The 21,883-nt window shown below is 67.4% G+C and carries 16 protein-coding genes; 9 read left to right on the top strand and 7 right to left on the bottom strand.

The features are described from left to right. The first annotated feature begins 76 nt into the window (after window positions 1-76). The 3 genes from K32_RS15090 to K32_RS15080 all read left to right on the top strand — a co-directional run bounded on the left by K32_RS15090 (window position 77) and on the right by K32_RS15080 (window position 3,700). Window positions 77-949 (top strand): outer membrane protein assembly factor BamD, encoded by an 873-nt coding sequence (locus tag K32_RS15090; RefSeq protein ID WP_244669526.1) that lies wholly within the window; start codon window positions 77-79, stop codon window positions 947-949. Window positions 950-968: 19 nt separating this feature from the next. After that, window positions 969-2,639: a DNA repair protein RecN gene (gene recN, locus K32_RS15085; RefSeq protein WP_201400311.1), complete on the top strand. Its 1,671-nt coding sequence runs from the start codon at window positions 969-971 to the stop codon at window positions 2,637-2,639. A 218-nt stretch (window positions 2,640-2,857) separates the two neighbouring features. After that, window positions 2,858-3,700 carry a siderophore-interacting protein gene (locus K32_RS15080; protein WP_201400310.1) on the top strand — a complete coding sequence of 281 codons (843 nt, stop codon included), beginning with the start codon at window positions 2,858-2,860 and terminating at the stop codon, window positions 3,698-3,700. A gap of 66 nt (window positions 3,701-3,766) precedes the next feature. On the opposite strand, the gene K32_RS15075 is transcribed toward K32_RS15080, so the two are convergent. The 3 genes from K32_RS15075 to K32_RS15065 all read right to left on the bottom strand — a co-directional run bounded on the left by K32_RS15075 (window position 3,767) and on the right by K32_RS15065 (window position 6,575). Beyond that, window positions 3,767-5,161 carry an FAD-binding oxidoreductase gene (locus K32_RS15075; protein WP_201400309.1) on the bottom strand — a complete coding sequence of 465 codons (1,395 nt, stop codon included), beginning with the start codon at window positions 5,159-5,161 and terminating at the stop codon, window positions 3,767-3,769. Between the two features lie 114 nt (window positions 5,162-5,275). After that, the gene (dapA, locus tag K32_RS15070; RefSeq protein ID WP_201400308.1) at window positions 5,276-6,235 is read right to left on the bottom strand and encodes a 4-hydroxy-tetrahydrodipicolinate synthase; all 960 of its coding nucleotides are present in this window, start codon (window positions 6,233-6,235) and stop codon (window positions 5,276-5,278) included. Between the two features lie 106 nt (window positions 6,236-6,341). Beyond that, window positions 6,342-6,575: a hypothetical protein gene (locus K32_RS15065; protein WP_201400307.1), complete on the bottom strand. Its 234-nt coding sequence runs from the start codon at window positions 6,573-6,575 to the stop codon at window positions 6,342-6,344. A gap of 435 nt (window positions 6,576-7,010) precedes the next feature. Here K32_RS15065 and K32_RS15060 point away from each other — a divergent pair, with 435 nt between their 5' ends. Together K32_RS15060 and ligA are read left to right on the top strand one after the other, a co-directional pair. Further along, complete coding sequence (locus tag K32_RS15060; protein ID WP_201400306.1) at window positions 7,011-8,288, top strand: multidrug effflux MFS transporter; 1,278 nt, start codon at window positions 7,011-7,013, stop codon at window positions 8,286-8,288. A 94-nt stretch (window positions 8,289-8,382) separates the two neighbouring features. After that, complete coding sequence (gene ligA / locus K32_RS15055; RefSeq protein WP_201400305.1) at window positions 8,383-10,524, top strand: NAD-dependent DNA ligase LigA; 2,142 nt, start codon at window positions 8,383-8,385, stop codon at window positions 10,522-10,524. 71 nt (window positions 10,525-10,595) lie between these two features. On the opposite strand, the gene K32_RS15050 is transcribed toward ligA, so the two are convergent. Both K32_RS15050 and K32_RS15045 read right to left on the bottom strand, forming a co-directional pair. Next, window positions 10,596-11,171: a PRC-barrel domain-containing protein gene (locus tag K32_RS15050; protein WP_201400304.1), complete on the bottom strand. Its 576-nt coding sequence runs from the start codon at window positions 11,169-11,171 to the stop codon at window positions 10,596-10,598. A gap of 128 nt (window positions 11,172-11,299) precedes the next feature. Continuing rightward, entirely contained in the window at window positions 11,300-13,135 is a 1,836-nt protein-coding gene (locus K32_RS15045; RefSeq protein ID WP_201400303.1) for an aminopeptidase P family protein, read from the bottom strand. A gap of 242 nt (window positions 13,136-13,377) precedes the next feature. Here K32_RS15045 and K32_RS15040 point away from each other — a divergent pair, with 242 nt between their 5' ends. Then, window positions 13,378-13,596 (top strand): hypothetical protein, encoded by a 219-nt coding sequence (locus K32_RS15040; protein ID WP_201400302.1) that lies wholly within the window; start codon window positions 13,378-13,380, stop codon window positions 13,594-13,596. Between the two features lie 171 nt (window positions 13,597-13,767). After that, window positions 13,768-15,270, top strand: coding sequence for an acetyl-CoA hydrolase/transferase family protein (locus K32_RS15035; protein ID WP_201404510.1), 1,503 nt, complete (start codon window positions 13,768-13,770; stop codon window positions 15,268-15,270). 419 nt (window positions 15,271-15,689) lie between these two features. Here K32_RS15035 and K32_RS15030 read toward each other — a convergent pair whose 3' ends face one another. Together K32_RS15030 and K32_RS15025 are read right to left on the bottom strand one after the other, a co-directional pair. After that, a complete protein-coding gene (locus K32_RS15030) occupies window positions 15,690-16,556 on the bottom strand; it encodes a 50S ribosomal protein L11 methyltransferase (RefSeq protein ID WP_201400301.1) in 867 nt (288 codons plus the stop codon). Window positions 16,557-16,700: 144 nt separating this feature from the next. Continuing rightward, window positions 16,701-19,052, bottom strand: coding sequence for an ATP-dependent helicase (locus K32_RS15025; protein ID WP_201400300.1), 2,352 nt, complete (start codon window positions 19,050-19,052; stop codon window positions 16,701-16,703). 188 nt (window positions 19,053-19,240) lie between these two features. Here K32_RS15025 and K32_RS15020 point away from each other — a divergent pair, with 188 nt between their 5' ends. Together K32_RS15020 and K32_RS15015 are read left to right on the top strand one after the other, a co-directional pair. Beyond that, complete coding sequence (locus tag K32_RS15020; RefSeq protein WP_201400299.1) at window positions 19,241-20,224, top strand: zinc-binding dehydrogenase; 984 nt, start codon at window positions 19,241-19,243, stop codon at window positions 20,222-20,224. Between the two features lie 173 nt (window positions 20,225-20,397). Continuing rightward, window positions 20,398-21,819, top strand: a complete 1,422-nt coding sequence (locus tag K32_RS15015) for an FAD-binding oxidoreductase (RefSeq protein WP_201400298.1) — start codon at window positions 20,398-20,400, stop codon at window positions 21,817-21,819. Window positions 21,820-21,883: the final 64 nt, after the last annotated feature.

Raw genomic sequence — 21,883 nt, 5'->3', positions numbered from 1 at the left:
TGTTTCCGCTAGAGAGGCTGCACCGCTTTGCCCCATCGAAAGAGGCGATGCCGGCTCGCGCCGGTTCGATGTGTGAATGAACGATATTAGCTCGATCCGCCCGTCGACCTTTGCCAATTTTGGCCGGTTCGGCTCCGTCACCCTGCGTGCCGCTGCGCTTGTTGCGCTGGTCGCGGTCGCCGGCTGTTCGCTGACCAAGGACGATGATGCCGCCGACGAGCCCGACGTTCCGGCAGGCCAGATGTACAATCAGGGCCTGACCCTAATGCAGAACGGCAAGCTCAAGTCGGCCGCCAAGGAATTCGAGAAGGTCGATCAGCAGCATCCCTATACGGAATGGGCCCGCAAGGCGCTGATCATGACGGCGTTTACGAACTATCGCCTCGGCAACTACGAAGAGACCGTGACGGCCGCCCGCCGCTACATCTCGCTCTATCCGTCGAGCTCGGATGCCGGCTACGCGCAGTACATGATCGGCCAGTCCTACTTCAAGCAGATCCCCGAGGTCACGCGCGATCAGGACGCGACCAAGAAGGCGATCGCCGCCATGCAGGAGGTCGTCGACAAGTATCCGAACTCCGAATATGTCGACGACGCGCAGAAGGCGATCGTCGTGGCGCGCGACCAGCTGGCCGGCAAGGAAATGCAGGTCGGCCGTTACTATCTCGAGCGCAAGGAATATCCGGCCGCGATCAACCGCTTCAAGGTTGTCGTGACCGATTACGGCAATACGCGTCACGCCGAGGAAGCGCTCTATCGCCTGACCGCCGCCTATTACGCGATGGGCGTCGTTCCGGAAGCGCAGACCGCCGCCGCCGTGCTCGGCCACAACTTCCCGGATTCGAAGTGGTACAAGGACGCCTATTCGCTTCTCCAGACGGGCGGCGTTTCGCCTTCGGAGAACAAGGGCTCCTGGATCAGCCGCGCATACCGCTCCGTGACGGGTTAACAGGGGGACAGGGCGCGCCATGCTCGCCGCGCTCGCAATCCGCGACATCGTTCTCATCGATCGGCTCGAGATCGACTTCGCGCGCGGTCTCACGGTCCTGACCGGTGAGACCGGCGCGGGCAAATCGATCCTGCTCGACGCGCTCTCGCTCGCCCTTGGCGGGCGAGGTGATGGCGCGCTCGTCCGCCAGGGCGCCAGCCAGGGCGAGGTGACGGCCGTGTTCGACGTCCATGCCGGCCATCCGGCGCGGACGCTTCTCGGCGACAATGCCATCGATCATGACGGCGACATCATCCTCCGCCGGGTCCAGACCGGCGACGGCCGCACGCGCGCCTTCGTCAACGACCAGCCGGTCAGCGTCGCGCTGCTGCGCGATGTCGGCGCGTCGCTGGTCGAGATCCACGGCCAGCATGACGACCGGGCGCTAATCGATTCGTCCATTCACCGCCGCCTGCTCGACGCCTTTGGCGCGCTCGATCCGGAAGTGGCGGCGGTCGCCGACGCGTTTCGCGACTGGCGCTCGGCCGAAAGCGAAGTCGCCGCGCTCCGGCGGCGGATCGCCTCGGCGCGCAGCGAGGGCGACTATCTCCGCGCTTCCGTCGAGGAGCTCTCGAAGCTCGCGCCGCAGCCCGGCGAGGAGACCGAACTCGCCCAGCGCCGCCATACGATGATGCAGGCCGAGAAGGTCGCCGGCGACCTCTCGGACGCACATGACACGATCGCCGGCCACACCTCGCCGATCCCGAATCTGGCGAGCCTGGCCCGCCGGCTGGAGCGCAAGCGTGACCAGGCCGGTGGCTTGCTCGACGGCGTCGTCGAGGCGATCGACAGCGCGATCGACGCGCTGGAAGAGGCTGAAACGATCCTGACGCGTTCGATGCGCGACAGCGAGTTCGATCCCAAGGAACTGGAGCGGACCGAGGAGCGCCTGTTCGCGCTCCGCGGCGCCGCGCGCAAGCACGATGTCGCGGTCGAGAATCTCGCCGCGCTGCGCGACCGGATGGTCGCCGATCTGGCGGCGCTCGATTCCGGCGAGGAGCGTCTCGCCGCGCTGGAAGCGGCGTCCGAGGCCGCCTGCCGGCGCTACGACGCGCTCGCCGCTGCGCTTTCGGCCCGCCGCCGCCTCGTCGCCGAGGAGCTCGAAGGCCGCGTCGCCGAGGAGCTTCCGGCGCTCAAGCTCGAGCGCGCCGCCTTCATCGTCTCGATCGAGACGGATGCCGAGGCGCGCGGCGATGCCGGCATCGACATTGTCAATTTCTTCGTCCGCACCAATCCGGGCACGCGGCCGGGGCCGATGATGAAGGTCGCCTCCGGCGGCGAGCTTTCGCGCTTCCTGCTCGCGATCAAGGTGGCGCTCGCCGATCGCGGCTCGGCGCCGACCCTCGTTTTCGACGAGATCGACACCGGCGTCGGCGGCGCGGTCGCCGAGGCGATCGGCAAGCGCCTGGCGCGGTTGGCCGAGCGGGTGCAGGTGCTCTCCGTCACCCATGCGCCGCAGGTCGCGGCAAGGGCCGGAAGCCATCTCCGCATCGCCAAGGACGGCGTCGACGGGGAAGACCGCGTGGCCACCGGCGTGACGCCGCTGACCGGCGACGAGCGGCGCGAGGAGATCGCCCGCATGCTGGCCGGCAGCGTCATCACCGACGAGGCGCGCGCCGCCGCGCACCAGCTCATTCACGGCTCCGCCTGACAAGGGCTTGTCGATCGAGACTTGGGCTTTTCGATCGAGGCTTGCGGTTTCTGCTGCGCTGCGTCAATTTACGGGCGTGGTTTGCGGGCTCGCCACAGGCCTGCACGTAGGCGTTAACGTTAGACAACGCGCCGATCGAGCTTGCCCGAGCAGGTTCGACCTGCGCGGCGTTGCCTAAGACGTTGCTCACGGTCGGACTGCTCCTTCCTGGAGTTACCATGTCCGATACCCAATCCCCCGATATCGTTTCCCCCGCGCCGCATGAGACCTATCGCGTTCGCTATCCGCTCAGGATCCGTCGCCTGACGGTGACACGCGTCGTGGAGCTGACGCGCTCGATGATCCGCGTCACGCTGTCCGGACCGGATCTCGCCGAATTCGCCAGCCGTGGCCATGACGATCACGTCAAGCTGTTCTTCGCCCGCCCGGGCGAGGAGACGCCGTCGCTGCCGACCTTCGGACCGAACGGCCCCGTCTTCCCGGAAGGGGCCGAGCGGCCGATCGCCCGGGACTACACGCCGCGCCGCTACGACGCCGCGGCCGGCGAGCTCGATCTCGATTTCGCCGTCCATGAAGCCGGCCCCGCCACCGCGTGGGCGATGCAGGCCGAGGTTGGCAGCACGCTGCACGTCGCCGGGCCGCGCGGCTCGATGATCGTGCCGGATGATTTCGACTGGTACCTGCTTGTCGGCGACGAGACGGCGCTGCCGGCGATCGCGCGGCGGCTCGAGGAGCTCCGGCCCGAGGCGAAGGTGCGGGTGCTGATCGAGGTCGGCGGCGCTGAGGATGAACTGCCGCTCGCGAGCCGCGCTTCGAGCGAGATCACCTGGCTGCATCGCGGCGCGGCGGCGCCGGGCGAGGGGAGGTTGCTCGACGACGCGGTTGCGGCGCTGGAACTGCCGAAGGGCGAGGGCTTCGCCTGGGTCGCCTGCGAGTCCGATACGGCCAAGCGGCTGCGACGCATCCTGGTCGAGGACCATGGCGTGCCGAAGCAGCGCGTCAAGGCGTCGGGCTACTGGAAGCGCGGCCTCGTCAGCTATCACGACACGCACGACGAATAGGTATCGCGCGGATGCTTTGACCTGGCGGCGGCACGGACGTCGACCGTCCGTGCCGCCCGACCGGCCTCAGTGCAGCGGCCGGATGTTCTGGTTGACCCGGAAAACATTGTCCGGGTCGTATTTCGCCTTGATCGTGACCAGGCGATCGTAATTGTCGCCATAGGTGGCGCGGATGCGGCCTTCGCCTTCGTCGTCCATCATGAAGTTGACGTAGCCGCCGCCCTTGCCGCCGTTCTGGTTGTGCGGATGGACCGCCTCCCAATAGGCCTTGGTCCAGCGGGTGATCGGCCCGGCCTGCTGCGGGTTCGGGTCGATGCCGGCAATCACCATCGACCAGGTCGCGCCGCGCGCGTTCCACGCCGTATCGCCCCTGCCGACGCGATGCACGGCGCCGTCGATCGGATAGAGATGCATCAGCGACAGCGTGCTCGGGGTCTGCTCGGCCTGCGCCAGATGGGCGTCGATCGCCGCGTCGCTGAGCTCGTTGACGAAGTCGCCGCGCCAGTACCATTGCATGCCGGACGGCAGTAGCGGGTCGAACAGGCTCTGCAGGGCCGGGAAGGGCATCATGCCCATCCAGTTGACTAGCGGCGGCGGCAGGCCTTCGAGGAAGGGCTTCATCGCCATCTCGCCCTCGGCCTGCGGGCCGTTGTAGCAGGAGATCAGCGCGCAGATCCGCTTGCCCCAATGTTCGCGCGGGAACGGATCGGCGGAGGGCATGGTCTTGAGGCCGAGGAAGGCGCCGAGCTTCTCGGGCGCTCCGGGCAGCATGTCGCGATAGCGGCGCATGACGGCGCCGGCGTCCTTCTGGTCCCAGAAGATCGGACCGCCATAGACCATGTCGACGGGGCGCGCCTGGAACAGGAAGCTCGTCACGACGCCGAAATTGCCGCCGCCGCCCCGCAGCGCCCAGAACAGATCCAGGTTTTCCGTCGCGCTGGCGGTGACGAAGCGGCCGTCGGCCAGCACGACGTCGGCCTCGAGCAGGTTGTCGATGGTGAGGCCGTATTGCCGGGTCAGGTAGCCGGTGCCGCCGCCGAGCGTCAGTCCTGCGATGCCCGTCGTCGAGACGATGCCGGCCGGAACGGCGAGGCCGAAGGGATGCGCGGCATGATCGACGTCGCCCTGCGTGCAGCCCGGGCCGACGCGGACGGTACGGCTGGCAGGATCCACCCGGACCCCCTTCATCGACGTCAGGTCGATGACCAGCCCGTCATTCACGCTGGCGAGGCCGGGACCATTGTGGCCACCGCCGCGTATGGCGATGAGCAGCTTGTGTTCGCGGCCGAAATTCACGGCCTCGATCACGTCCGCGACGTCGCTGCATCGCGCGATCATCCGCGGCTTCTTGTCGATCATGCCGTTGTAGAGCTTGCGGACGTCGTCATAGTCGATGCTGTCGCCATCGATGACCGGACCGCGTAATTTGCCGGAGAGTTCGGCTGCTTCCTGCGAGCGCATGGCTGCCTCCTTCGGTTGCCGCGTCTACCGCCGCCTCGGAAGTGCCCGGGGCATCGTACGCCAATGCATTCCGATCGGCCATGCCGTTAGGGTAGGTGTTTCCCGCTGGCTGCATCAGGACAGCCGGGCCCTCTCGGTTCCCGACGATCCCGGCCGGTCGCCGTGGAGAATCATCTCGGCGAAGCCTTCCGGCGTGTCGACCAGATGCGCCACCGCCGCCTCGATGGCTCGCATCGAAGCCTCGGCCGGCGGGGCCAGCGGCAGCCGGGGAGCCGGATTGAAACCGGGTCGGAGGCACGACACGGCATATTTGATCGCCACCGGTTCGGGCTCGCGATCGAGAAGGACGAGGAGCGGCAGGATCTGGCGATGCAGCGCCGAGGCGAGGGCGAGATCGTGCTGGCGGCAGGCCTCCTGGATCGCGGCCGAGACGCCCGGCAGCAGATTGGCGATCGCCGAGACCGCGCCGCTGCCGCCGAGCGCGTGGTGCTGGACGGCGAGTTCGTCCCGGCCGGCGAGGCAGGCGAAGTCCGGTCGGCTGGCGTCCGGGCGAAGCGCCGGGGCGGTCCCGCCGCTGGCAGACGCGACGATGCCGACGATCGACGGGATCCGCCGCAGTCGCTCCAGCGTCGCTTCGGTGAGCGAGACGCCCGTGCGGTCGGGCGCGTTCTCCAGCAGGATCGGGATATCGACGGCGGCGGCGAGCGCCGCGAAATGCTGGAACAGGCCCTCTTGCGACGGGCGGTTGTAATAGGGCGTCACGACGAGGACGGCGTCGGCCCCGGCGAGCCGGGCGTCCCGCGTTCGGGCTATCGTCTTCTCGGTGCTGTTGCTGCCGGTCGCGGCGATCACCGGCCGGCGCGAGGCCGCCTCGACGGCGATGCGGATCAGCCGGTCGCGCTCTGCTTCGGTGAGGGTCGATCCCTCGCCGGCGACGCCGCAGGGAACCAGCCCGTCCGTGCCCTTCCGAACCTGCCACGCGACGAAATCGCCGAACGCCCGCTCGTCGATGCCGTCGCGCTTGAAGGGCGTTACGAGCGCGGTCATCGAGCCGCGGGGGATGACGTCTTTCACGGCCGTTGCCTTCCGTTGAGATCAGAGAGGATGCGTAAAAATATCAAAGCCTTGGATGCGAGCCGGGACAGGCCGGATGCCTGTCCCGTCCATGGGCCGCGCGGGGCTAGATCGGCAGTTCGAGCCGTTCCTCGACCAGCTCGACGGCGTCCGGGCGATAGCCGCATTCGGCGCTGGCATAGCGGAGCGCCGACGCCTGGTCGGTGAACAGTCCGCCCGCGTGGCCGCCGGTCTCGATCGCCAGCCAGTGGCCGAGCCGGTCCTGGCCGACGAGGAAGTGGAGGCTCGTGGAACCGGTCGCCGCGAGCGGGACCGGATTCATGTCGCTTGACGTGTGCATTGGCTCTTCATGGTGTACCCAGCGCGATCTGTGCGCCGCGCGGCTAAGGTGCGGGCGAGCGCATAGGGGATCGAGGGGTACGGAGCGGCCGTCGCATAGGGATCTCATAGGGGCGGGCGGGAGAGGGCTTGCCGCGTTTTGGCGCGGCCGAACTCAGGCGGCTCGCGCGTCCTTTTGGCCACACCGCCGGAATCTGTGCCTGGCTACGGAATTTGTGGTTGATCGCAAGGAAGCCGTAGAGCTATTGATGAGCTTCCCCGGAAGTAAGCTTGCTGGACGACCTGTGACCCTGGTCACGGCCCCGCCACAAAGACCTGTCTAGTATAGGTTGCTCCCGCGCCGACCGCTTCTGGCTAGTATCACCGCTTCGCCTCCAACGACCGGCTGCACTTCGAACAGGCCATACCGCCTGTCGATCCGTTTTTGGAAATCAAAATGTCCGTCCTGTCCGTGGGCGCTTCCGCACGCCCAGCCCGTGAGCCGTCTTTCGCTGAATTCATCGTCATCATCGCCTTCATGATGGCGCTGGGTTCGATGTCGATCGACAATCTGTTGCCGGCCTTCGGCCACATCCAGCACGATTTCGGCCTCGCCTCCGCCAATGAAGTCCAGCTGATCCTGACCGTCTACATGGCGGGCTTTGCGATCATGCAGCTGTTCTACGGTCCCGTCTCCGACATCGTCGGCCGCAAGCCGACGCTGATGATCGGCCTCGTCATCTTCACGATCGGCAGCCTGATCGCGCTGTTCGCGCCGAATTTCGAGATGCTCCTGGTCGCCCGCCTCGTCCAGGGCATGGGCGCGGCCGCGACGCGCATCCTGTCGGTGGCGATCGTGCGCGACCGCTACGAGGGCCGCGAGATGGCCCGGGTGATGTCGTTCACGATGATGATCTTCATCATCGTTCCCGTCTTCGCCCCGGCGATCGGCAGCCTGTTCCTGCTGTTCGGCACCTGGCACGCGATCTTCGTCTCGATGCTGGTGATGGCGGTCGGCATCGCGCTCTGGTTCGGCCGGCGCATGCCGGAGACGCTGCATCCGGAATACCGGATGCCGTTCTCCGTCTCGCGCATCGCCGGCGGTGCCAAGCGCTGCCTGCAGCAGCGGGCGACGGTCGGCTATTCGACGGCGATCGGCCTGATGTTCGGTGGTCTGATGGCCTATCTCGGCTCGTCGCAGCAGATCTTCGAGACGGAAGTCTACGGCCTCGGCAAGTTCTTCCCGCTGGTGTTCGGCATGATCGCCGCCGTCATGGGCGTCGCCTCCTTCGTCAACGTCCGCATCGTCCGTCGTCTCGGCATGCGGCGCATCTCGCATGCCGGTGTCTGCGGCCACGTGCTGATGTCGGTGCTCATGGTCCTGAGCGCCCTCTGGTTCGACGGCAAGCCGCCGCTGCTGCTCTTCGCCGCGAACCTCGCCGTCTGCCAGTTCCTGTTCAGCCTGACGATGCCGAACTTCAACACCATGGCGATGGAGCCGCTCGGCGACATCGCCGGCACGGCATCGTCGATGATCGGCTTCTACACGACGATCCTGGGCACGATCATCGGCATGGGCATCGGCCAGGCCTTCAACGGCACGGTGCTGCCGCTGTCGCTCGGCTTCCTGGCGACGGGCGTGCTGAGCCTCGTCGTCGTGATCTGGACCGAGCGGGGTCGGCTGTTCGCGCCGCACCACGCCGATCCCTCCGCCGTGCTCGACGCCGGCCACTAGGAGCTCTCGGCAAGGGGCTGTTGGCGAAAGCCTCGGCCCCTTGCGAGCGAACGGGCGGCACGGCATAGCTTTCTTCCTGAATGGGAGTGCTGCCATGCCGTCGGATTTGTTGCGCGAGATACCGGTCGAGACGCTGAAGGCGGACGAAGCCGCCGCGGAGCACCAGCGTCTCAGCGCCGAGATCGCCGAAAACGATCTCCGCTACCATCAGGACGACGCGCCGACCATTTCGGACGCCGACTATGACGCGCTCCGCCGCCGGCTGGTTGCGATCGAGGGCCGCTTTCCGGACCTGATCTCGGCGGCCAGCGTCTCCGTCGGCGCCGCGCCCTCGGCCAAGTTCGCCAAGGTGCCGCATGTCGTGCCGATGCTGTCGCTCGACAACGCCTTCGACGACCAGGACGTGGTCGATTTCATCGATCGGGCCCGGCGCTTCCTGAAGATCGACGGCGCAATACCGTTCACGGCCGAGCCGAAGATTGACGGCCTGTCGCTGTCGCTGCGCTACGAGGGCGGCCGCCTCGTCACCGCCGCGACGCGCGGCGACGGTTTTGAGGGCGAGAACGTCACCGTCAACGCCCGCACGATTGGCGATATTCCGCAAACGCTCCCGGCCGGCGTGCCCGAGATCGTCGAGATCCGCGGCGAATGCTACATGGCGCATGCCGACTTCGAGGCGCTGAACGCGCGCATGGCGGCGGCGGGCGGCGGCAAGACCTTCGCCAATCCGCGCAACGCGGCCGCCGGCTCGCTGCGCCAGCTCGACCCGAAGATCACCGCGTCGCGACCCCTGCGCTTCTTCGCCTATGCCTGGGGCGAGATGAGCGCGCTGCCGGCCGAGACGCAGATGGGCATGGTCGAGGCCTTTGCAAGTTGGGGCCTGCCGACCAACCCGCGCATGATCCTCTGCCAGACGGTCGAGGAGGCGCTCGCCTTCTATCACGCGCTCGAAACCGATCGCGCCGGGCTCGGCTACGACATTGACGGCGTCGTCTACAAGGTGAACTCGCTCGCCCTGCAGAACCGGCTCGGCTTCGTCTCGCGCAGCCCGCGCTGGGCGGTCGCGCACAAATTCGCCGCCGAGCAGGCCGTGACCGTGCTGAACGGCATCGATATTCAGGTCGGCCGCACCGGCGCGCTGACGCCGGTCGCCAAACTGGAGCCGATCACCGTCGGCGGCGTCGTCGTCTCCAATGCGACGCTGCACAACGAGGATTATATCAAGGGCATCGGCGGCGACGGCCTGCCGATCCGCGACGGCGTCGACATCCGCGTTGGCGACACGGTCGTCGTGCAGCGGGCCGGCGACGTCATCCCGCAGATCGTCTCGGTGATGCTCGACCGGCGCCCGGAAAATTCCGTTCGGTATGAATTTCCGACGATCTGTCCCGTTTGCGGCAGCCATGCCGTGCGCGAGGAGGACGAGGCGGTCCGCCGCTGCACGGGCGGCCTGATCTGCGCCGCGCAGGCGGTCGAGCGCATCCGCCATTTCGTCTCGCGCAACGCCTTCGACATCGAGGGGTTGGGCGAGAAGCAGGTGCAGGCTTTCCACGAGTGGGGCCTGATCAAGGAGCCAGCCGACATCTTCACGCTGGAGGCGCGCGACGCGGGTCAGCTGCAGCGGCTGAAGAACCGCGACGGTTTCGGCGAGACCTCGGCGCGCAATCTCTTCGCGGCGATCAACGAGCGCCGCACGATCGCGCTCAACCGCTTCATCTATGCGCTCGGCATCCGCCATGTCGGCGAGACCAACGCCAAGCGCTTCGCCCGTCATTTCGGTACCGTCGAGGCGTTCCGCGATACGGGGCTGGCGGCGCGTCCGCCGGGGCCGGAGCTGCTGAAGGGCAACGACGCCTGGGTCGAACTGGTCGGCATCGAGGGGATCGGCGCTGTTGTCGCCGAGGCCGTCGTCGACTTCTTCGACGAACCGCACAATCGCGACGCCTTCGCCAGGCTGCTGGAAGAGGTCACGCCGCAGCCGCTCGAGGCTGCCAAGACGGACAGCCCGGTCGCCGGCAAGACGGTCGTGTTTACCGGCACGCTGGTGCGCATGACCCGCGACGAGGCCAAGGCGATGGCGGAGCGGCTCGGCGCCAAGGTCGCCGGATCGGTCTCGAAGAAGACGGATCTTCTGGTCGCGGGGCCCGGCGCCGGATCCAAGCTTAAATCCGCCGCCGAAAACGGCGTCGAGGTGATCGACGAGGATGGCTGGTTCACGCTGGTCGGCGCGGACTGATCTTCCAGGGTACAGCCAAAAAATGAGGCCCGCCCTCGCGGGCAGGCCTCCGTTTCCACGGCTTCTGGGTCTTACGGCGCCGCGGGGGCCGTTGCCGGTGCGGCCGGGTCCGTCACCGGTGCAGGCTCGGTTGCCGCCGGCGGCGTCATCGGGTCAGCGGCTGGCATGGTCGCATCCGCGGCCGGCGCTGCCGCCTTGGCGGCGTCCGATTCCTGCTTGGCTACTGTCTTGAACTCCGGCGCGGCGTTCAGCTCTTCCTTGCTGGTGGCCAGCACCAGCTTGACGCCATTGTCGACCTTGAGGCGATCGAGGGTGGCGGGCGCGACCGCGACGTCCTTGCGGCCGATGCCGAGGAAGCCGCCGACGCCGATCACCACGGCCTTCACCTGGCCGTCGTCGGTCGCGAGGATGTCGACGATCTTGCCGAGGTTCTCGTCCGTGCCGCTATAGACCGTCGAGCCCATCAGGTTGGAGGCGAGCCAGTCGGTCGTGCCGTCCTCCAGCACGATGAAGCGATCGGCCGGCGCAACCGTGGTTGTGGTCGCGGCTGGCGCGCTGGTCTCGGCAGGAGGAGGTGCGTCCTGCGCCAGCGCGGGGCCAGCAGCAAGGAGAGCGACCAGGGCCGTTGTCCTGAAGATCGTGTTCATGGTCGTAACTCCGTGTTTTTTATAGCCAATTGAGCTCAGGCTCGATCGGACAACGGAGTCATGCCGGCGACGTTCCATCACGAAACCTGTCGACATGACAGGCTTCGTGATGACAAAGGCGGTTCTGCTTATGCGTCCAGCGGTTGCGTGGCGCGGATCAGGAATTGCAGATCTTCACCCGCGAGCGTCGGGGCGAGCGCCTCGCGGACGCGGGCGTGATAGGCGTCCATCCAGGCGCGTTCGGCCGGGGAGAGCAGGGCGACGTCGATCAGGTTGCGATCGATCGGCGCCAGCGTGATGGTCTCGAAGCCGAGCATCTGGCGGTCGCCGCCGGCGATCGCGGCGGGCGGGGTCACGACGATCAGATTCTCGATCCGGATGCCATAGGCGCCGGTCTTGTAGTAGCCGGGCTCGTTCGAGAGGATCATGCCGGGCTCGGGCGGCAGGTGCCCCGCCTTCGAGATGCGGACCGGCCCCTCATGCACGGAGAGGAAGGCGCCGACGCCGTGGCCGGTGCCGTGGTCGAAATCAAGGCCGGCCTGCCAGAGCGCGTGGCGCGCCAGCGTATCGAGCTGCGCGCCCGTCGTCCCCGTCGGAAAGCGCGCGGTGGCGAGGGCGATGTGGCCCTTGAGCACGCGCGTGAAGCGATCCCGCATTTCCGCCGAAGGCTGGCCGATGGCGATGGTGCGGGTGATGTCGGTGGTGCCGTCGCGATATTGCGCGCCGGAATCGACCAGATAGAGCGTGCCGCTCTCCAGCTTGCGGTCCGTCGCCTCGTTGACGCGGTAATGCACGATCGCGCCATCCGAGCCGGCGCCGGAAATGGTGTCGAACGAGATCTCCAGTAGCGGCGAGCCGTCTTCATCGCCCGCCTCGGCGCGGAACGCCTCCAGCTTCTTGGCGACGCTGATCTCCGTCTCCGTGCCCCTGGCGCCGTTCGCGTCGAGCCAGGCGAGGAAGCGGGTCATGGCGACGCCGTCGCGGCGGTGCGCCCGGCGGGTGCCGTCGAGCTCGACCGCGTTCTTGCGCGCCTTCGGCAGCACGACCGGGTCGGCGCCCTCGACGATCACCGCCTTGGCGTCCGTGAGCGTGCTGGCGAAGAGGGCGGGGGTCGTCTGCGGATCGAGGAGCACGCGGCGGCCGTCGGCGCCGAGTTCGGCGAGATCGGCGAGCAGCGCGCGCTCTTCCTTGATGTCCGCGCGCTCGGCAAGCGCGTCGCGCAGCATGTTGGAGAGCTTGCGGCCGTTGACATAGAGCGTCGGGCGCTGGTCGCGGCGGAGCAGCGCGTAGGAAAGCACGACCGGATTGTGCGGCACGTCGGCGCCGCGGATGTTGAAGGTCCAGGCGATCGAATCGGACTGGGCCAGGATCGCCGCGTCGACATCCTTCTCGGCGAGGATCGCCTGCAGGCGACGGATCTTGGCGTCGGCCGTCTCGCCGGCGAGCTCGTCCGGCTGCGCCATCACCTGGGTGAGCGGCGGGGCGGGGCGGTCGGTCCAGATCGCGTCGATCGGGTTTTCGTCGAGCGCCACCAGCTCCGCCTTGTTCGCCTTGCAGGCCGCCTCGAGCCGGCGAACTTCCGCAAGCGTCAACAGGCGCGGATCATAGCCGATCCGGTCGCCCGCCTTGAGCTTGCCCTTCAGCCACTGATGTGGCGGCAGGGCGATCAGGTCCTGCGGCGTGAAATCGGCGACATCCACCTGGTCGCGCACCTGCAGCGTGTAGCGTCCGTCGACGAACACCGCCGCCTCGTCCGCGAGCACGATTGCCGCGCCGGCGGAGCCGGTGAAGCCGGTCAGCCAGGCGAGGCGCTCCGCCGAGGCCGGAATGTACTCGCCCTGATATTCGTCGGCATGCGGCACGATGAAACCGGCGAGGCCGAGGCGGGCGAGATGGGCGCGGAGCGCGCCCAGCCGGTCGGCGATCGGGTGGGCACGGCTGGGCGCGTCGTAGTTCTGGAACATCAGCAGGGGCCTTTTTCGCGGGTCGCGATGGTTTGCGAGACCCTAACGGGGCGCGGTGGCGACGGCAATTCCGGCAACACCGGTGTTTGCATCGCGGCGCAATTGTGGCGACACCTTGTGCGATGCAAAAACCGCATGTCTGTCATTCCGTTACAGATGTACCTTCACGTCAGCGTTAGGGGTATGAAGACCATGGTTAAGGGATGCAGGGTGCATCTCCAGCAAAAAAAGGAATTCGGATCATGTTGGCTGCAGCTTACGGCGAAATCGGCGTTGCCCCGGCAGGAAGCCGCGGGCAGGGCGTCGTTCGGCGCGCTGCTGCCCGGATGACCCACGTCCGCGAGCGCCGCATGCCGCGCTTCGTGAACGGCTACCAGCTGTCGCTCGACGACGCGGCGCTGGCGACCTTCGGCTATGACCGCGAGACGCATGAGCGCCGCGCCATGGGCTCGATCGTCTGACGAGACTGGCTCGGGTCGGCCTGGTGTCGATCGAGACGCGCGGATCGTTGGGATCGGCGCCTGTTCTGCAAAATCCGCGACCGCCCGTCGCGGATTTTGTGCTTTTTGCGGGGTGATTCTGCCTTCGCCCCGTCCTATGGTCCGGCAACTCCCACTTACATGCTGGACATCATGCTCAAGGATCGCATCCGCCTCGCGTCGCTTCTCGACAAGGTCATGTCGCCGGCGGAGGCAGCGTCGCTGATCCGTGACGGCATGACCGTCGGCATGAGCGGCTTCACCCGCGCCGGCGATGCCAAGGCGGTGCCGCTGGCGCTGGCCGAACGGGCCGCCACCGAGCCCTTCGGCATCACGCTGATCACCGGCGCCTCGCTCGGCAACGGCATCGACGAGGTGCTGACGCGTTCGCATGTGCTGAAGCGCCGGCTGCCCTTCCAGTCCGATCGCGTGCTGCGCGCCGCCCTCAACAAGGGCGAGGTGATGTTCATCGACCAGCATCTCTCCGAGACGGTCGAACTGCTGCGCTCGCGCCAGATGGGGCCGATCGACGTCGCCGTCGTCGAGGCGGTGGCGATCACCCGCGAGGGCGGCATCATCCCGACGACCTCCGTCGGCAACTCCGCCACCTTCGCGATCCTCGCCGAAAAGGTGATCATCGAGCTCAATCTCGGCCAGTCGGCCGATCTCGAGGGCCTGCACGACATCTATATCCCGACGCGGCGGCCGCATCGCGAGCCGATCCCCGTCATCACGCCCGACAGCCGCGTCGGCCTGCCATTCATTCCGATCGATCCGGCCAAGATCGCCGCCATCGTCGTCACCGAGCGGGTCGACAGCTCCGCCGAGGCGACGGCGCCGGATGACGAGACGCGGGCGATCGCCGGGCATCTGATCGAGTTTCTCGGCTCCGAGGTGCGCAAGGGCCGCCTCACCAACCGGCTGGGACCGCTGCAGGCCGGTATCGGCTCGATCGCCAACGCCGTGCTGCACGGCCTGATCGACAGCCCGTTCCACGACCTCACCATGTACAGCGAAGTGCTGCAGGACAGCACCTTCGAGCTGTTTGATTCCGGCAAGCTCGCCTTCGCGTCGGGATCGTCGATCACGCTGTCGGCCGCCTGCCAAGCGCGGGTGATGCCGAATATCGGGCAGTACAAGAGCCGCCTGGTGCTGCGGCCGCAGGAAGTCTCGAACCATCCGGAAGTGCTGCGCCGCCTCGGCGTCATCGCCATCAACACGGCGCTCGAATGTGACATTTACGGAAACGTCAACTCGACCCATGTCGGCGGCACGCACATGATGAACGGCATCGGCGGCTCCGGCGATTTCGCCCGCAACGCCTATATGGGCATCTTCGTCACCAAGTCGCTCGCCAAGGACGGCTCGATCTCGCGCATCGTGCCGATGGTGCCGCATGTCGACCACAACGAGCACGACGTCGATGTCGTGGTGACCGAGATCGGCCTCGCTGACCTGCGCGGCCTGGCGCCGCGCGAGCGCGCCGAGGTGATCATCGCCAACTGCATCCACCCGAGCTACCGCGAACTTGCGGCCGACTATTACCGCCGCGCCGTGAGAGAGCATGGCGGCCAGACCCCGCATCTGCTGGCCGAGGCCTTCTCCTGGCACCTGCGCCAGGAGGAAACCGGCTCGATGCTGCCGGCAGTGGGGTAGGGGCGCGCCCTCACCCCGCCCCTCTCCCGCAAGCGGGCGAGGGGGATCGCCTGCGTCGGTTGTCGCGCTCGCGGATCATGAGGGTGCCGGCCTAGGCCCTCTCCCGCTCGCGGGAGAGGGTTGGGTGAGGGGCTGCTTCGGGGGCGATAGCCGCTTGAGCCGCGACGACACAGTTCCGTCGTCATCCCGGACGCAGCGAAGCGGAGATCCGGGATCCATTTGGCTGGGTCAGCCTGCTCCGCCAACATCCTGAGGTGCTTCGCGCGAGCGAAGCCTCGAAGGAGGATCCAGCGGGCACTCCAGTTTGCAGACGAAGTCCGGAGGTCCCGGGCGTTTCCTGGACCCTCCTTCGAGGCCCGGCTTTGCCGGGCACCTCAGGATGATGGTCGAGATTGGCTGCGCGCGCGACGCAGTTCCCCCTACCGCTCCAGCGTGAGGGTCAGCCAGCCTTCCTGTTCGCCGGTCCGCGTCAGCTTGAGGCCCTCGGCCTCGTAGGCGGCGGTGACGGCCGGCCCTTGGGCGGTGAGCAGGCCGGAGAGGACGACCGTGCCCTTCGGCGCCAGATGGGCCGCGACATCGGGCGCGAGCGCGATCAGCGGGCCGGCCAGGATGTTGGCGACGATCAGGTCATACGGCGCGCGGTCGGCGAGGACGGGATTGCCGAAGCCTTCCGCCGTCGCCGCTTCGATCAGCTCCGAGACGCCGTTCAGCGCCGCGTTCTCGGCCGTGACGCGGGTGGCGATCGGATCGATGTCGGTGGCGAGCACCGGCTTCTGCCAGGCCTTGGCGATGGCGATGGCGAGCACGCCCGTACCGGTGCCGAGGTCGAGGATGCTCTTGTAGTCGTGGAGCTTGCCGAGCCGGTCGATCTCTTCCAGGCAGCCCGCCGTCGTGCCGTGATGGCCGGTGCCGAACGCCTCGCCGGCCTCGATCTCGATGGCGATATCGCCCGGCTGGATCTTGTCGCGGTCGTGGCTGCCATGCACGAGGAAGCGCCCGGCGCGGACCGGCTTCAGGCCCTCCAGCGACTTCGCGACCCAGTCCTCGTCCGGGAGGGGCGCGACGACAAATTGGCCGGCATCGGCGCCGAGTACCTCGGCGAGCACGCGGGCGAGCGCCGCCTCGTCGGGCTGCTCCTCGAAATAGACGTCGACGGTCCAGCTCTGGTCATCCTGCTCCGTCGTCGCAGCGGAGGGAAAGCCAAGCGCTTCATCCTCACCGATCGCCTCGATGAGGCGGGTGGCGTCGGATTCCTTGGCAAGGTTGAGGGAGGCGATGAGGGTCAAGCTGGCGAACCTTGTCTGGCGGCGGAAGGTGTTTTCATACCCCGCCTCGGAGCCGATTGGGAAATTGCTTATGGGCCGAAAGCCGACATCCAACCTCCGTCCCGCCGCGCGGGCCTGAGAGGGACTGATGCGGCTCTAGCCGGGCTAGTGCTTGGTCACAAAACTGTCGACGACCTTCTTGGTGCCGGTCTTCTCGAAATCGACGGTCAGCTTGTTGCCCTCGATCTCGACGATGGCGCCATAGCCGAACTTCTGATGGAAGACCCGCTCGCCGAGCTTGTATTTCGACGCGGAGCCGGTCGATTTCGCCACCAGCTCGCCTTCGATCTGGCGCGGCGCCGAACGGGCATGCGCCTGGGCGGATGCCTTGTTCGCCTGGGCGCGCTGCCAGCCGGGGGTCGAATAGGTGTTGTTGAAACTGTCGGCGCGGTCGAAGCGGCTGGCGCCGTAATTGCCGACGCCGCCGACATTGTAGCCGCCATAGCTCGACGTCTGCTCGATCACCTCGACATGCTTTTCCGGCAGTTCGTCGAGGAAGCGCGACGGCACGTTCGATTGCCAGAGGCCATGGATGCGGCGGTTCGAGGAGAACCAGATCATGGCGCGCTTCTTGGCGCGGGTGATGCCGACATAGGCGAGACGGCGTTCTTCCTCCAGGCCGGCGCGGCCGCTCTCGTCGAGCGAGCGCTGGTGCGGGAACAGGCCTTCCTCCCAGCCCGGCAGGAAGACGGTCTCGAATTCGAGGCCCTTGGCCGAGTGCAGCGTCATGATCGAGACCGCGTCCTGGTTCTCGGCGCGGTCGGTGTCCATGACGAGGGCGATATGCTCGAGGAAGCCGGCGAGCGACTCGAACTCCTCCATCGAGCGGATCAGCTCCTTGAGGTTTTCCAGCCGGCCCGGCGCGTCGGCCGATCTGTCCTGCTGCCACATCTCGGTGTAGCCGCTCTCCTCCAGGATCATCTCGGCCAGCTCGCCATGCTTCATCTGGTCGAGCTTCGAGCGCCAGAGCGCGAACGAAGCGAGGAGATCGCGCAGCGCGGTGCGCGTCTTCGACGACTTGATCTCCTCCGTCTGGATCAGCTCGTCGGTCGCCTGGAGGATCGGGATGTTGCGGGCCCGCGCATGGTCGTGCAGCAGGCGGACCGTCGTCTCGCCGATGCCGCGCTTCGGCACGTTGACGATGCGCTCGAAGGCAAGGTCGTCGGCCGGCTGCGCGACGACGCGCAGATAGGCGAGGGCGTCGCGGATTTCCTGCCGCTCGTAGAAGCGCGGGCCGCCGATGACGCGGTAGTTGAGGCCAATCGTGACGAAGCGCTCTTCGAAGGAGCGCATCTGGAACGAGGCGCGCACCAGGATCGCCATGTCGTTGAGCTTGTGGCCCTGGCGCTGCAGGCTCTCGATCTCCTCGCCGACGGCGCGGGCCTCTTCCTCCGAATCCCAGGCCGAGGCGACGCGGACGCGGGCGGCGTCCGGGTCGGTCGCGTCGGTGAACAGCGTCTTGCCGAGCCGGCCCTCATTGTGGGTGATGAGGTGCGAGGCAGCGCCGAGGATGTGCGAGGTCGAGCGATAATTGCGCTCAAGCTTGATGACGACGGCGCCCGGGAAATCCTTCTCGAAGCGGAGGATGTTGTCGACCTCGGCGCCGCGCCAGCCATAGATCGACTGGTCGTCGTCGCCGACGCAGCAGATGTTCTTGCGGCCCTGCGCCAGCAGACGCAACCAGAGATACTGCGCGACGTTGGTGTCCTGGTACTCGTCGACCAGCATGTAGTGGAAGCGCTGGTGATAGTCCCGGAGCACGTCCGGATGCTCGCGGAACAGGCGCAGGTTTTCGAGCAGCAGATCGCCGAAATCGCAGGCGTTCAGCGTCTTCAGGCGTGCCTGGTAGTCCCGGTAGAGCTTGATGCCGCGGCCGTCGGCAAAGGAGCCGCCATCGCCCGGCGGCACGTCGGCCGGCGTCAGGCCGCGGTTCTTCCAGCTGTCGATCAGATTGGCGAGCTGCCGCGCCGGCCAGCGCTTCTCGTCGATGTTCTCGGCCTGGATCACCTGCTTCATCAGGCGGATCTGGTCGTCGGTGTCGAGAATGGTGAAGTCGGAGCGCAAGCCCACGAGTTCCGCATGGCGGCGCAGGATCTTGACGCCGATCGAGTGGAACGTGCCGAGCCAGTTCATGCCCTCGACCGAGGGGCCGATCAGCTCGCCGATGCGGTGGCGCATCTCGCGCGCCGCCTTGTTGGTGAAGGTGACGGCGAGGATCTGGCTCGGATAGGCCTTCTGGGTCGCAAGCAGGTGGGCGATGCGCGTCGTCAGCACGCGCGTCTTGCCGGTGCCGGCGCCGGCGAGCACGAGAACCGGCCCTTCCGTCGTCTCGACCGCGAGGCGCTGCTCAGGATTGAGGCGCGCGACATAGTCGGGGGCGGCAGCCCGGCCGAGCGCGCGCGCAGCGATGCCGCCGGGGCGCGGGGCGGGGGCGGAACTATCGAAGGGAACGGTCATCTGCGGGGCGGTCGATTCGAAGAACGGGACATGAGAACAAATATGGACCGCGGCGGCCGTCCATGCCAGCTTTCCTACAGAAACAGGACCTGCCTGTCCAAGCGAAGCCGCCATCGTCCCACCCTGTATCGGAGGGCGATGGCGGCATTCCCGCGCTGACAAGGGCAGGCACTCAGGGAGTTTTTATCATGCGAGCGGCCCTCTATGAGCGTTTTGGCGATCCCGCCGAAGTCCTTCAGTCCGGCGAGCGTCCGGTTCCCGAGCCCGGGCCGGGCGAGATCCGGGTCCGCATGGTGCTGTCACCGATCCACAATCACGATCTCTGGACCATTCGCGGCACCTATGGCCACAGGCCGGACTTGCCGGCGATCGGCGGCAGCGAGGCGCTGGGGATCGTCGATGCGCTCGGCCCGGACGTCACGGCGCCCGCGGTTGGCCAGCGCATCGTCGTCAGCGGGGTCCGCGGCGCGTGGAGCGATTATTTCGTCGCGCCGGCGATCCGCGCCGTGCCGCTGCCGGATGCGATTGGCGACGACACCGGTTGCCAGCTGCTCTCGATGCCGTTGAGTTCGCTGATGCTGCTGGAAGACCTCGGCATCGCCAGCGGCGAGTGGATGATCCTGAACGCCGCCAATGGCGCCGTCGGCCGCATCGTCGCCATGGTTGCCAAGGCGCGCGGCATCCATGTCATCAGCCTCGTCCGGCGCGACGCGGGTCTCGCCGAGCTGACGGCGCTCGACATCGGCAACGCCGTCTCGACCGAGACGCCCGGCTGGGAAGAGCGCGTCCGGTCCATCGCCGGTGACGCGCCGATCGTGCGGGCCGTCGATTCCGTCGGCGGCAAGGATGGCGGGCGGCTGACGAGCCTGCTGGCCGATGGTGGTCTGCTGATGTCGTTTGGCGCCATGTCGAACGAGCCGCTGGTGATCCCCTCCGGCGACCTGATCTTCCGCGATGTCTCGGTCAAGGGTTTCTGGGGCGCCCGCCGCTCGGCGGCGACCGGCCGTGAGGAGATGGTGCGGCTGATCGGCGAGCTCGTCAGCCTGGCCGCGTCGGGGCAGCTGCGGCTCGGGATCGACCAGCGCTTCGGCCTCGCCAATCCGGCAGGGGCCGCCGCGGCGAGCGCCCGGCCGGGGCGGACGGGCAAGATCGCGCTCAGCGGTTCGGTATGACCGACCCGCTGGTCGGCCGTTCCTTGCGGGTGTAAACCGGCCTGCGAAAGCCACCGAATTCGGCGGTGCGGCCCGGCAAAAGCGTCAGGAAGTCTTTGGCGCGGCAGCAGGGTTTTGATAGGTTGCGCCCGACATGGCTTGCGGGCCAAGAACCCGTTGGGAGGCTTTTTAGTATGACAGTTTCGGCGCTGCGCAACGAGGATGCGCGTGACGAAGTAGCGTTGGCCACGGCCCTCGAGATCCTGCAGGAGCGCTTCGGTCCGCGCTTCACGCGCGGGCTCGAGATCCGGCGCCAGCACGCCAACACGACGACCTGGCTGCCGAACGAGCCGGCCGACGCCGTCGTGTTCGCCGTGTCGACGGAAGAAGTCTCCGACATCGTCAAGATCTGCGCCGCGCATCGCGTTCCGGTCATCCCGTTCGGCACCGGCACCTCGCTCGAGGGCCATGTCAACGCGCCGAAGGGCGGCGTGTCGATCGATCTGTCGCAGATGAACCGGATCGTCGCCGTGCATGCCGAGGATCTCGACTGCACGGTCGAGGCGGGCGTGACGCGGATCCAGCTCAACAACAACATCCGCGACCAGGGCCTGTTCTTCCCGATCGATCCCGGCGCCGACGCCAGCCTCGGCGGCATGGCGGCGACGCGCGCTTCCGGCACCAATGCCGTGCGCTACGGCACGATGCGCGAGAACGTCGTCCGCCTGACGGCCGTCATGGCCGACGGCTCGATCGTCCGCACCGGCAGCCGCGCCAAGAAGAGCTCGGCCGGCTACGACCTGACGCGGCTTCTGGTCGGCTCGGAAGGCACGCTCGGCATCATCACCGAGGTCACCGTGCGCCTGCACGGCCTGCCGGAATCGGTCGCGGCGGGCGTCTGCTCGTTCCCGACGGTCGAGGATGCCTGCAACGCGGCGATCCTGACGATCCAGAGCGGCATCCCGATCGCCCGCGTCGAACTCGGCGACGCGATGATGATCCGCGCCACCAACGAGTTCGCCAAGCTCGGCCTGCCCGAGACGCCGCACCTGTTCCTCGAGTTCCACGGCTCGCCGGCCTCCGTCGCCGAGCAGGCGGAGCAGTTCGCCGCGATCGCGCAGGAGTTCGGCGGCGGCGAATTCGCCTCGGCGACCCGCCCCGAGGATCGCACCAAGCTCTGGCAGGCGCGGCACGATTCCTATTTCGCCGTGAAGGGCCTTCGTCCCGGCGACAACATCCAGAGCGTTTCGACCGACGTCTGCGTGCCGATCTCGAAGCTGGCCGAATGCGTCGCCGAGACCAGCGCCGATATCGCGGCCAACGGCTTGATCGGACCCGTCGTCGGTCACGTGGGTGACGGCAATTTCCACACCCAGCTCCTGATCGACATCACCAATCCGGAAGAGATCGCCAAGGCGGAAGCCGTGATCAGCCGGATGAACGAGCGGGCCATCGCGCTGGACGGCACCTGCACCGGCGAACATGGCGTCGGCCAGGGCAAGCGCAAATATCTGATCAAGGAGCATGGTCACGGGCTCGATGTGATGCGCATGATCAAGGCGACGCTCGATCCGCTCGGCATCCTGAACCCGGGCAAGATCCTGCCGGACGCATGACGACATCGGAGCCGGGGCCGGCAAGGCGGAGGTTGATCTGAACAGGCTGTACCTGATCATCGGG

Origin of the sequence: Kaistia sp. 32K, assembly GCF_016629525.1 — a bacterium.
Classification (GTDB): Bacteria; Pseudomonadota; Alphaproteobacteria; order Rhizobiales; family Kaistiaceae; genus Kaistia.
Note: the sequence above shows the minus strand (reverse complement) of the source record. Positions and strands in the feature narration are given on the sequence as shown.